The sequence below is a fragment of the Streptomyces botrytidirepellens genome, assembly GCF_003721215.1.
In the GTDB taxonomy this organism is placed as follows: domain Bacteria; phylum Actinomycetota; class Actinomycetes; order Streptomycetales; family Streptomycetaceae; genus Streptomyces; species Streptomyces himastatinicus.
Map to the genome: position 1 here is coordinate 1 of NZ_RIBZ01000018.1, position 11,346 is coordinate 11,346.

At 72.6% G+C, this 11,346-nt stretch carries 10 protein-coding genes; 3 read left to right on the plus strand and 7 right to left on the minus strand.

The features are described 5' to 3' along the window. Positions 1 to 233: 233 nt before the first annotated feature. From EEJ42_RS00765 to EEJ42_RS00785, 5 genes are all read right to left on the minus strand, one after another. Positions 234 to 2,339 carry a catalase gene (locus EEJ42_RS00765; RefSeq protein ID WP_123098106.1) on the minus strand — a complete coding sequence of 702 codons (2,106 nt, stop codon included), beginning with the start codon at positions 2,337 to 2,339 and terminating at the stop codon, positions 234 to 236. Further along, positions 2,339 to 2,911 carry a type 1 glutamine amidotransferase domain-containing protein gene (locus EEJ42_RS00770; RefSeq protein WP_123098107.1) on the minus strand — a complete coding sequence of 191 codons (573 nt, stop codon included), beginning with the start codon at positions 2,909 to 2,911 and terminating at the stop codon, positions 2,339 to 2,341. The genes EEJ42_RS00765 and EEJ42_RS00770 overlap by 1 nt, the downstream gene beginning before the upstream one ends. A 110-nt stretch (positions 2,912 to 3,021) precedes the next feature. Next, positions 3,022 to 4,113, minus strand: coding sequence for an enolase C-terminal domain-like protein (locus EEJ42_RS00775; protein ID WP_123098108.1), 1,092 nt, complete (start codon positions 4,111 to 4,113; stop codon positions 3,022 to 3,024). Positions 4,114 to 4,126: 13 nt separating this feature from the next. Continuing rightward, on the minus strand, positions 4,127 to 5,959 hold the full coding sequence (locus EEJ42_RS00780; RefSeq protein WP_123098109.1) for a thiamine pyrophosphate-requiring protein: 1,833 nt from the start codon (positions 5,957 to 5,959) through the stop codon (positions 4,127 to 4,129). A gap of 83 nt (positions 5,960 to 6,042) precedes the next feature. Beyond that, a complete protein-coding gene (locus EEJ42_RS00785) occupies positions 6,043 to 7,008 on the minus strand; it encodes a TIGR03557 family F420-dependent LLM class oxidoreductase (protein ID WP_123098110.1) in 966 nt (321 codons plus the stop codon). Positions 7,009 to 7,245: 237 nt separating this feature from the next. Between EEJ42_RS00785 and EEJ42_RS00790 the strand changes: the two genes are divergently transcribed. Further along, a complete protein-coding gene (locus EEJ42_RS00790; RefSeq protein WP_123098111.1) occupies positions 7,246 to 8,124 on the plus strand; it encodes a SigB/SigF/SigG family RNA polymerase sigma factor in 879 nt (292 codons plus the stop codon). A gap of 19 nt (positions 8,125 to 8,143) precedes the next feature. On the opposite strand, the gene EEJ42_RS52165 is transcribed toward EEJ42_RS00790, so the two are convergent. Together EEJ42_RS52165 and EEJ42_RS00795 are read right to left on the minus strand one after the other, a co-directional pair. After that, positions 8,144 to 8,437 carry a hypothetical protein gene (locus tag EEJ42_RS52165; RefSeq protein ID WP_246095938.1) on the minus strand — a complete coding sequence of 98 codons (294 nt, stop codon included), beginning with the start codon at positions 8,435 to 8,437 and terminating at the stop codon, positions 8,144 to 8,146. Continuing rightward, complete coding sequence (locus EEJ42_RS00795) at positions 8,395 to 9,483, minus strand: PAS domain-containing protein (RefSeq protein ID WP_425472833.1); 1,089 nt, start codon at positions 9,481 to 9,483, stop codon at positions 8,395 to 8,397. Before EEJ42_RS00795 ends, EEJ42_RS52165 begins: the two co-directional genes overlap by 43 nt. A 118-nt stretch (positions 9,484 to 9,601) precedes the next feature. Here EEJ42_RS00795 and EEJ42_RS00800 point away from each other — a divergent pair, with 118 nt between their 5' ends. Together EEJ42_RS00800 and EEJ42_RS00805 are read left to right on the plus strand one after the other, a co-directional pair. Continuing rightward, positions 9,602 to 10,348, plus strand: coding sequence for an ANTAR domain-containing response regulator (locus tag EEJ42_RS00800; RefSeq protein ID WP_123098112.1), 747 nt, complete (start codon positions 9,602 to 9,604; stop codon positions 10,346 to 10,348). A 150-nt stretch (positions 10,349 to 10,498) separates the two neighbouring features. Next, positions 10,499 to 11,346 (plus strand): aminotransferase class I/II-fold pyridoxal phosphate-dependent enzyme (locus EEJ42_RS00805; protein WP_123098113.1); only part of this gene is annotated, 848 nt, incomplete at its 3' end.

Here is an 11,346-nt window from a genome sequence, read left to right on the forward strand (position 1 = left end):
GCCCCGGGGCCGGCCGGGCCGTGGCCGTCCCTGGTCCTGGCACCCCCGCGGGCCGGCGTCCTCCGGCCGAGTGCCGGCCGTCGGCGCGGCCGTCCGGCAAGCGGCTGGCGGGGTCCGGGGCGGAGCCCGGGTTTCGGGAAGGGGCGGGATAGGGGAATGGCCCCCCAGCGCCCCCCCGGCCGAGCGAACGCCACACCCCGTACCCGGGGTGTGGCGTTCGGCTGGGGTCGGGGTCAGAGGCGGGGTCCGGGGCGGGTCCAGTGGCGGTGGGCGGCTATCGCTTCGGTGAAGGCCCGGGTGAACTCCTCGCTCGCCGCGCCCGTCGTCGTGTCGGTGACCACGCCCCGGTCGGAGCAGACCTGGTGGTGGCCGGCCGAGAGGTGCAGGCCGTCGGGGGCGAGGGAGGCGAGGAGGCCGACGCCGGAGCCCAGGGCACCGATCGGCTTGCCGTGCCGGTAGGCGTCGCGGATGAACCGCATGGCGGCTTCGTCGGAGGCCAGGTCGGGGGTGCCGGGGGGACCGCCGGGCAGCAGGACGGCGTCGTACAGGACGGAGGCGACGGTCGGCAGGGCGCGGTCGACCGCGTAGCCGTTGCCGTCGCTGCCGCGCACCTTGCCGTCGTGGGCGGCGAGCGCTTCGACGACGGCGCCCTCGGCGCTGAGCGCCTGCTGCGCCTGGGTGAGCTGTTCGGCGTCCACGCCGTCCGTGACGAGCACCGCGACGGTGCGGGTGCGGATGGAGTGGTCGCCGCCCAGGTTGTCCAGGCTGAGGGCGGGGGAGGCGACGGGTTTGTGGTTGTCGGGGCCCGGCTCGGGGTTGGCGACGCCGATGCCCTCGGCGACCGCGGTGGCCAGGCCGTAGTCGATGTGCGCCAGCTCGTTGACCGTACGCTCCCGCACCTGCACCGTGCCGACCTTGCCCAGCTCGAAGCGGAAGGCGTCGACGATGTGCTTGCGCTCCCAGTCGCTCATGCTGTTCCAGAACATGGCGGCCTGGCTGTAGAAGTCCTTGAAGCTGGGGCTGCGCTTGCGGATCTTGTCGCCGTCGACGCGTTCGGCGTAGTGGGTGTAGGCGTAGCCGTCCGCTCCGGCGATGGCGGGGCAGCCGCCGCCGAGGGAGTTGGGGGAGTAGTTGGTGCCGGTGTGGATCGCGGTCTGGTGGTAGCCGTCGCGGTGGTTGGTGCGTACGGGGGCGACGGGCTGGTTGACCGGGATGTGGGCGAAGTTGGGGCCGCCGAGCCGGATCAGCTGGGTGTCCAGGTAGGAGAAGTTGCGGGCCTGGAGCAGCGGGTCGTTGGTGAAGTCGATGCCGGGGACGACGTTGGCGGTGTGGAAGGCCACCTGTTCGGTCTCGGCGAAGAAGTTGTGCGGGTTGCGGTCCAGGACCATGCGGCCGATGGGCCGGACGGGCACCTGCTCCTCCGGGATGAGCTTCGTGGCGTCGAGCAGGTCGAAGTCGAAGTTGAACTCGTCCTCTTCCGGGACCAGTTGGACGCCCAGCTCCCACTCCGGGTACTCGCCCGCCTCGATGGCGTCCCACAGGTCGCGCCGGTTGAAGTCGGGGTCCCGGCCCTGGCACTCCTGGGCCTCGTCCCACACCAGGGAGTGCACGCCGAGCTTGGGCTTCCAGTGGAACTTCACGAAGGTGCCCTTGCCGTTCGCGTTCACGAAGCGGAAGGTGTGCACGCCGAAGCCCTGCATCATCCGGTAGCTGCGCGGAATAGCCCGGTCCGACATCAGCCACATCATCATGTGCATGGTCTCGGGCTGGAGGGAGACGAAGTCCCACAGGGTGTCGTGCGCGGAGGCGCCGGTCGGGATGTCGTTCTGCGGTTCGGGTTTCACCGCGTGCACGAAGTCGGGGAACTTGATGCCGTCCTGGATGAAGAAGACCGGCATGTTGTTGCCGACCAGGTCGTAGTTCCCCTCCGAGGTGTAGAACTTGGTGGCGAACCCGCGGACGTCGCGCACCGTGTCGGCCGAGCCGCGCGGCCCCTGCACGGTGGAGAACCGTACGAAGACGGGGGTGCGCACGGACGGGTCCTGGAGGAAGGCGGCCTTGGTGAACTCCGCGCAGGACTCGTACGGTTCGAAGTACCCGTACGCGCCCGCGCCGCGCGCGTGCACCACCCGCTCCGGGATCCGCTCATGGTCGAAGTGCATGAGCTTCTCGCGGAAGTGGAAGTCCTCCATCAGCGTGGGGCCGCGCTCGCCCGCCGTGAGGGAGTCGTCGGTGTGGTCGACCGCCACCCCCTGGTCGGTGGTCAGCGGTCCCTCGGCGGGGTCGGGGGCCAGGTGCGTTTCCCGCTGCCGCTCCTTGCGGTCCGGTTGTTCGGTCATCACGCCGCTCCCTTCCGCGCCGAGCCCGCCGGACCCGCGGCCTTCGCGAACTCCTCCAGGAAGGCCTCGTCGAAGGCCTTGAGGTCGTCCGGCTTACGGCTGGTGATCAGGGCGCCCCGGCCGCCCTCGCAGACCTTGACCTGCTCGTCCACCCAGACGCCGCCCGCGTTGGTGATGTCGGTGCGCAGGCTGGGCCACGAGGTGAGGGTGCGGCCGCGTACGACGTCGGCCTCGACCAGCGTCCAGGGCGCGTGGCAGATGGCGGCGACGGGCTTGCCCGCGTCGACGAAGCCCTTGACGAAGGCGACGGCCCGCTTGTCCAGGCGCAGCAGGTCGGGGTTGGCGACGCCGCCGGGCAGCACGAGGGCGTCGTACTCCTCCACCGTCGCGTCCTTCACCGTCTGGTCGACCTCGAAGGTGTCCGCCTTGTCGAGGTGGTGGAACGCCTGGATGCGGCCGGATGCGGTGGACACCAGTCGGGGCGTGCCGCCGGCGTCGCGGACCGCCTGCCAGGGATCGGTGAGTTCGACCTGCTCCACGCCTTCGGGGGCGACGAGGAAGGCGACCTTCATGCTCTTCACGTCCTTTCCGGGTCATCCGTAGGGCATGTGTCATCCGTACGGCGTCCGCCGTCCGCCCGGCGGGTAGCCAGCAGGGCGGCGTCGAAACCGCGCACGGCACGTCACAGCACCCGGTACGGCGTCGCCGTCTCGTGGTGGAAGGACATGCCGTGTCCCGGTGCGCCGCCCGCCCCGGGCCGTACCGAGCCGCCGGTGGGGTCGAGGGCGCCGGTGAACAGGGTGGACTCGAGCCGCGCATGGTCGTGGAACCATTCGATGTGCCGCAGGTTCGGCACGCACGCGGCCGCGTGCGCATGGGCGTGCGGTGCGCAGTGCGCGGAGATCTCCAGCCCCATGGCCTCGGCGAGGGCGGCGGCGCGCAGCCAGACGGTGAGCCCGCCGCAGCGGGTGGCGTCGGCCTGGAGGCAGTCCACGACCGGCGCCAGCCGCGCGAAGGCGGGCAGCATGTAGCCGTACTCGCCCGCCGCGACGTCGCAGACCACCAGGTCGCGGACGACCCGCAGGCCGTCCAGGTCGTCGGAGGAGACCGGCTCCTCGAACCAGCCCACCCCGCTCTCGGCGAGCGCGTGGCCGATGCGCACCGCCTGCTTGCGGTTGTAGGCGCCGTTGGCGTCCACGTACAGCTCGGCGTGCGGGCCGATCGCGTCGCGTGCGTGGCGCACCCGGGCGAGGTCGCGTTCGACGGCCCGGCCCCAGGCCTCACCGATCTTGATCTTGACGCGTTCGATGCCCTGGCCGTGCACCCAGCCGGTCAGCTGGGTGGCCAGATGGGTGTCGTGGTACGTGATGAAGCCGCCGGAGCCGTAGACCGGCACGGTCTCGTACACCGCGCCGATCAGCTGCGTCAGCGGCAGCTCCAGCAGCCGCGCCTTGAGGTCCCACAGCGCGATGTCCACCGCGGAGATCGCGCAGGACACCAGCCCGGGACGGCCCGCGTTGCGCACGGCGCGGCCCATGGTCTCGTTCGTCCCCGCGATGTCCAGGGGGGAGCGGCCCAGGACATGGGCGCGCAGCAGGTCGCAGACCACCGACCCGGCGTCGGCCGGTGCGTACGTCCAGCCGAGGCCGGTGGTCGTTCCGCTGCGCGCCTCGACCACCACGATGGTGGTGTCCTCCCAGGCGAGGGTGGCGTCCGCCTCGGGGGCGTCGGTCGGCACCGTGTAGGCCGTGACGTCCAGCCGCTCGATCTTCACGACGCACCCGGGCTCATGTGGCGTCGCCGTCGGCCTTCTTGCCCTGGCCGTGGGACCGGTGCGACCGGTGCGGCAGGAACTCCTGCACCTTCGCCTTCAGCCCCTGGCGCACCATGCCGGTGCGGTCCGCGTCGCCCTTGACCATGGATTCGAGCGTGGCCTCCATCTGCTCCCAGGTCGCGTGCGGCGGGATCGGCGGCACGGCCGGGTCGGTCAGGAACTCGACGCACACCGGGCGGTCCGCGCTCAACGCCTCGCGCCACGCCTGCTCGACCTGCTCGGGCTTCTCCACCCGGATGCCCTTCAGGCCGAGCGATTCGGCGAACCGCGCCGCGGAGACGTCCGGGAGCTCCTGCGAGGGCAGGAACTGGGGCGCGCCGCCCATCGCCCGCATCTCCCAGGTCACCTGGTTGAGGTCCTGGTTGTTCCAGACGCCGATGATCAGCCGCGGATCGTCCCACGCGTGGCGGTACTTGGCCGCGGTGATCAGCTCCGCCATGCCGTTCATCTGCATCGCGCCGTCCCCGACGAGCGCCACCACGGGCCGGTCCGGCTGGGCGAACTTGGCGCCGATCGCGTACGGCACGCCGCTGCCCATGGTGGCCAGGGTGCCGGACAGCGAGCCGCGCATCCGGCCGCGCATCCGCACATGGCGGGCGTACCAGTTGGCCACGGAGCCGGAGTCGCAGGTGAGGATCGCGTCGTCGGGGAGCAGCGGGTTCAGGCAGTGGGCCACGTACTCGGGGTTGATGGGGTCGGCCGACACCTCGGCGCGCTGCTCCATCACCTCGTCCCAGCGCCGTACGCCCGCCATGACCTCGTCCTGCCAGTCGCGGGACTCCTTGCGGCGCAGCATCGGCAGCAGCCGCAGCAGGGTCTCGCGGGCGTCGCCGACCAGGTTGACCTCGTACGGGTAGCGCATCCCGATCATGTGCGGGTCGAGGTCGATCTGCACCCCGCGGACCTTGCCGAACTCCGGCAGGAACTGGGTGTACGGGAAGCTGGAGCCGATTGTCAGCAGGGTGTCGCAGTCGCGCATCAGCTCGTACGAGGGGCGGGTGCCCAGCAGCCCGATGGGCCCGGTGACGTACGGCAGGTCGTCGCTCAGCACGTCCAGCCCGAGCAGCGCCTTGGCGATGCCCGCGCCGAGCGTGTCGGCCACCTGCCGCACCTCGGCGCGCGCCCCGGCGGCGCCCTGGCCGACCAGGATGGCGACCCGTTCGCCCGCGTTCAGCACCTCGGCGGCGCGTTCCAGCGCGCTGCTGGAGGGCACCGCGGACCAGCCGCTGCGGTCCAGGCTGGAGGGCACCATCTTGAACTCGTGGGTGGGCGGGGTGTAGTCCAGCTCCTGGACGTCCGCCGGGATGATCACGGCGGTGGGGGCGCGCCGGGCGTAGGCGGTGCGGATGGCCCGGTCCAGGACGTTCGGCAGCTGCTCGGGGACGGTCACGGTCTCCAGGAAGTCGGAGGCGACGTCCTTGTACAGGCTGTGCAGGTCGACTTCCTGCTGGTACGAGCCGCCCATCGCGCTGCGGTGGGTCTGGCCGACCAGCGCCACCACCGGGACGTGGTCCAGCTTGGCGTCGTACAGCCCGTTCAGCAGGTGGATGGCGCCCGGTCCGGAGGTCGCGGCGCACACGCCGAGCCGTCCGCTGAACTTGGCGTAGCCGACGGCCTGGAACGCGGCCATCTCCTCGTGCCGGGCCTGGATGAACCGGGGTTCGTTCTCCGCCCGTCCCCAGGCGGCGAGCAGCCCGTTGATGCCGTCGCCCGGGTATCCGTAGACATGGTCGACGCCCCACTCGCGCAGCCGGGCGAGGACATAGTCGGCGACTTTGGTGGTCATAGTCGGTCACTCACTCCTGTGGGGTGCTCGGAATTGCTCACGAGGCAGGGGATGGTCAGGGGCTGGACGGGGCAGGGCAGGGCTCAACCAGCCAGCTGCGGCAGCACCTTGGTGCGGTAGAAGTCGAAGAAGCCGCGCTGGTCGGGCCCGATCTGGTTGACGTAGACGGTGTCGAACCCGGCCTCGGCGTACGCGGACAGCGCGCCGATATGGGCGTCGATGTCGTCGCCGCAGATGACCTTGCGCGCCGTCCGCTCGGGCGTGATGAGGTCGGAGGCCTGCTCGAAGTGGGCCGGGGTGGGCAGCGTCGTCAGCAGCTGGCCGGGCAGCGACTCGACCGCCCACAGCCGGTGCGCGGTGCGCAGCGCCTCGTCGGCGTCCGGGCCGAAGCACACCTTCAGACCGCCGCGTACGGGCTTGTGGTTGCCGCTCGCGCCGCTGCCGCGCCGGAACCGCTCCACCAGCTCCGCGTCGGGGGCCATGGTGATGAAGCCGTCGCCGACCCGCCCGGCCAGCGCGCAGGCGGCCGCCCCGAACGCGGCGATGTCGATGGGCACCGGCTCGTCGGGGACCGTGAACAGCCGGGCGTTCTCCACCGTGTAGTGCTTGCCGTGGTGGTTGACCCGGCGCCCCTCGAACAGCTGGCGCATCACCATCACGGCCTCTTCCAGCATCTCCAGCCGGACCGGGGCCGGGGGCCAGCGGTCGCCCAGCACATGCTCGTTGAGGGCCTCACCGCTGCCCACGCCCAGCCGGAACCGGCCCTCCAGCAGCACCGCGCTGGTGGCCGCCGCCTGGGCGACGACGGCGGGGTGGATGCGGAACGTGGGGCAGGTGACGGCGGTCTGCACGGGCAGCGAGGTGGCCTGGGCCAGGGCGCCGATCACCGACCAGACGAAGGAACTCTGGCCCTGTGCCTCGTTCCAGGGGTGGTAGTGGTCGGAGATCCACAGCGAGGTGAACCCCGCCTGTTCCGCCATCCGCGCCTGCTCGATCAGCTCGGCGGGACCGTGTTCCTCGGCGGCCAGGAAGTAGCCGTACTCGGTCATCGGACCCTCCTCGACGAGCGCGGATGCGGTGCCACGGGTAACCGGCGCGAAGGGAAGAAAACACGGGAGGAAATCTTGTTTGGCAGGGTCTCGGACGGGCACGCGCCCCTTAGTGCTTCGGACCGGAGGCACGCCATGGGAGCAGCCCGGCTGCGACAGGCGTGTCCTCAGTGGTCGCCACATTTGTCCGATTTGCTCCCACGGTGACACACCATAGCCCAAGGGAGGCACGGGCGCATGACAGCCGTACGAGCGCACCCCCGGCAGACACACCCCCGGCAAACACACACCCAGCAGGCACATCACCGGCAGACACGCCCCGGGCAGGCACATCACCGGCAGCGTCGGCATGCGCACCACGACGCCCCCGACACCACCGCCGAGTTCCGCCGCATCGCCTCCCTGCCGGAGGGCCCGTCGAAGGAAGCCCTGCGCCAGGACGTCGTCCGCGCCTGGATGCCGATGGCCGAGCGGCTGGCCGGGCAGTTCCGCAACCGCGGCGAGTCCGCCGAGGATCTGCGGCAGGTCGCCATGCTCGGCCTGGTCAAGGCCGTCAACCGGTACGACCCGGACCGCGGCACGGCCTTCGAGAGCTACGCCGTGCCGACCGTGGTCGGCGAGGTCAAGCGGCACTTCCGGGACCACCTGTGGGGCCTCCACGTCCCGCGCCGGGTCCAGGAGCTGCGCAACCGGGTCCGTACGGCGGTCCAGGAGCTGACCCGCTCCCCGGACGGCCGCACCCCCGGCGTCGCCGACGTCGCCGAGCACACCGGGCTGAGCGAGGAGGACGTCCGGTCCGGCATGGAGGCGCTGGAGAGCTACAGCACGCTGTCCCTGGACGCCGAACTGCGGGGCGCCGACGACGGATACGCGCTCGTCGACACCCTCGGCTCGCCGGAACCCTCCTACGACCGCGTCGTCCAGCGCGAGGCGCTCAAGCCGTGCCTGGCCGCCCTGCCCGAACGCGAACGGCGCATCCTGTACCTGCGGTTCTTCTGCGACGAGACGCAGGGCCGCATCGCCGACCGGATGGGCATCTCCCAGATGCATGTCTCCCGGCTGATCAGCCGCACCTGCGAGCGCCTGGGCGAGGAAGTCGACGCGGCCACTCCCTAGGCGTCGTCGCGGCCACCCCCTAGGCGTCGGCCTCCCGGACCCGGGGGCGGCTGAGGGCCAGGGCGATGTGGCGGGAGACGCGGTCCGCCGCCCCCGCCTCCGCCATCTCGAAGGCGATCCGCCCGCCCGTACGGAACAGCGTGAGCGCCCCGAGGACCGGGGACGTGGGCGAGACCCGCAGCGGGATGCAGAGCAGCGAGGTGACCTCCTCCCGGACGAGCACGGGCGCGCCCGTGGCGTCCCGGCCGAAGGCGTTCGCGTCGGGCGGGCTCACCCGCAGGGCCGACACCCCGTCGTCCAGCGCGTCGGCCACCAGCGGGCAGCCCGCCGGGTCCTGTTCGGCCAGCGAAGCGGTCCGCTCACCGGCCGCCTCCGGCGGGCCGAGCGTGACCATCCGGCNACCAGCGGGCAGCCCGCCGGGTCCTGTTCGGCCAGCGAAGCGGTCCGCTCACCGGCCGCCTCCGGCGGGCCGAGCGTGACCATCCGGCGCGGTGTGCCGGTGCCGTCCTCGGCCAGGTCGGCGATCACCCAGTCCGCGAACCGGCCGTGCAGCAGCTCCGCCGCCCGCCCGAGCACCTCCTCCGGCCCGCCGCCCGCGAGGGTGACCCGCAACAGCGCCGTCGCCATGTCGTCGACCAGATCCAGCAGCTCGGCGTGGCGCGTCACCTCGGCCAGGTCCGGCTGTGCGAGCACCCCGTCCACGACGTCCTTCCCGTCCCTCCCGCTCTTCCTCCCGTCCTTCCCGGCGGCCCTCGGCGGCGGGAGCGGGGCCGAGGAGGCGGCCACCGGGACGCCGCGGTCCGGCTGGAAGGCGGCCAGCACCGCCGCCTGCGGCTCACCCGGCGGGCGCAGGGCCGCCAGCGTCACCCGCAGGGTGCCGTCCGGCCCCGGCTGCGACAGGTGCACGGTCAGGCTGCGGCCGCCCTCCCCGCGCGCCACGGCCGCGACCTGCGACCGCAGCGCCGCCTGCCCGTCCCGGCGCAGCGACGAGGCCAGAGGGCGGCCGGTGGCGTACCCGGCGCGGGTGTTGAACAGCTGGGTCGCGGCGAAGTTCATACGCCGTACGACGGACTCCCGGTCCAGCAAAACGACGGGAATCGGCAGCCGCTGGAACAGGGCGCGCAGCAGCTGCTGCTCATGCGGGTCGGCCCGGCCGCCCGGGGAGACCCGGCTGGCCGCGGTCAGCTCCTCGTACCGCGGCCACAACACGTCGACGACGTGCTGAAGCTCGAAAAGAGCGGCGTCCAGCAGGGACAGCCGCTCCTGCGAGGGCAGCGCCCTCGCCGTTCGCAATTCTTCGACACGTCTGCGGAAATCCGTGAGTTCCGCACCAAAATCCTGCGCCCGGGACATGCGCATACGGTAGCCGGACCGGCTGCGGAGCACCCGCCCGGTGTTGTTTTCCGCGCAAGGCAGCGGGAAGCCGACCGAATAGGACCTCTGCGATTTCTACCGAAGGAAAGGACCGGAGTCGGCGATGCCCGAACGCGCGTACAGCCGTCCGCAGTGCCAGACCGAAGCCCCGTCGCTCGGCCGGGGCCTCGCGGAGCTGGCGGAACAGGCCGCCTCGTGCACTCCGGCCAGCTGCGGGGCCACCGCCACGGCGCTCCTTCCCCAGGACGCGCCCGTCGGCGGCGCGGACGACGACCGGACGACCGCCGCCACCCATCCCGATCTGTCGGCGCTGGTGTCGGTGCAGATGCTGTCGGGTGAGGGGCCGATCCTGTCGGCCCTGGACACCGGACGCCCGGCGGGCGCCGACGATCTGCTGCACGATGTGCGCTGGCCGCAGTTCCGGGCGCGGGCGCTGGACGCGGGGGTGCGGTCCAGCGCGACGCTGCCGTTCGAATGCGACGGGCTGACGGTCACGATCTCCGTTTACGGCCTGCGGCCCGGACCCCTGGAGAAGGCGGCCCAGGGCACCACCGAGCTGCTCGGCGACCTCGCGACGGAGAGCCTGGCCCGGGACCGCCTCTACCGCGACGCCCTCGCCCAGGTGGACCAGCTGGACGCCGCGCTGCGGTCGCGTCCCGTGGTGGACCAGGCGTGCGGGATCGTGATGTACGTGCTGGGGTGCGACGCCGAGCGCGCCTTCGACCTGCTGCGCCGGACCTCGCAGCGGACGAACCGGAAGCTGGTGGATCTGGCCGAGACGGTCGTACGGACCCGCGGCCGCGGCCTGGAGCGCAATCTGATCGCCCTGGACCAGGACGGCTCCTCCTGACCGCCTCCTCGTGACCGGTTCCTCGTGATCGGTTCCTCGTGATCATCGCGGGGTGTCGCCCCGCGCCGCCGCCACCGCGGATCTGCGAAGGTGGACAGCGTCGGCACACGTGCGCACACACACGTGCACACACACGAAAGGTGTGGGCGAATGCAACGGCAGTGGACCGCACCGGCCCCGGCCGACCGGGAGGACGGCGGGCTGCCGGTCCTCCCGGAGCTGGCCGCGTGCTTCGCGGCGGCCGCGGACCGGGTCGCGCCGGAGCCGGTCGGCGGCTCCGCCGACCTGCGCACGGCCGCCTGCGCGTACTGGTCGCGGCGCGGGCTGTGGACCGCCCCCGAGCACACCGTGGCCGCCCCCGGCGCCGAGCCGCTGCTGCTCGCGCTGCTCGCCTCGGCCCCCGGCGGCGACGTCCTGCTGCCCCGCCCTTGCGCCGCCTGGTACGAGCCGCTGGTGCGGCTGGTGGACCGGCGCGGCCACCACGCCCCCGTACCGGCCGAGTGCGGCGGGCTGCCCGATCCGTTCGCGCTGCTGGAGACCGTGCGCCGGGTGCGGGCCGAGGGCGGGGTGCCGCGCATCCTGCTGCTGTCCGTCGCCGACGACCCGACCGGCACCGTGGCCCCGCCCGAGCTGCTGCACGAGGTGTGCGAGGCGGCGGTGGCCGAGGGGCTGCTGATCGTGAGCGACGAGACGTGGCGGGACACGGTGCACCACCCGCACGGCACGGTGCTGCTGAGCCCCGCCGAGATGGCACCCGAGGACGTGGTCGTGCTCACCGATCTCGCGGGCGCCTTCACCCCGGCCGGCTGGCCCGCCGCGGTGGCCCGGTTCCCGGCGACCGAGCGCGGCGCGGAACTGCGGGCGCGGGTGCTGTCCACGCTCACCGCCGTACGGGGCGAGCTGCCCGCGCCCGTCTCGGTGGCCGCCGCGTACGCGCTCACCGAGCCGGAGCCGGTCCGCGACCGGATGACCGCCGCGGCCCGCGCGCACGGGGCGGT

Bases quoted from the DNA above. Each gene is read 5' to 3' on its own strand.
- EEJ42_RS00765 (WP_123098106.1), bottom strand. From the start codon at position 2,339: ATGACCGAACAACCGGACCGCAAGGAGCGGCAGCGGGAAACGCACCTG.
- EEJ42_RS00770 (WP_123098107.1), bottom strand. From the start codon at position 2,911: ATGAAGGTCGCCTTCCTCGTCGCCCCCGAAGGCGTGGAGCAGGTCGAA.
- EEJ42_RS00780 (WP_123098109.1), bottom strand. From the start codon at position 5,959: ATGACCACCAAAGTCGCCGACTATGTCCTCGCCCGGCTGCGCGAGTGG.
- EEJ42_RS00785 (WP_123098110.1), bottom strand. From the start codon at position 7,008: ATGACCGAGTACGGCTACTTCCTGGCCGCCGAGGAACACGGTCCCGCC.
- EEJ42_RS00790 (WP_123098111.1), top strand. From the start codon at position 7,246: ATGACAGCCGTACGAGCGCACCCCCGGCAGACACACCCCCGGCAAACA.
- EEJ42_RS00800 (WP_123098112.1), top strand. From the start codon at position 9,602: ATGCCCGAACGCGCGTACAGCCGTCCGCAGTGCCAGACCGAAGCCCCG.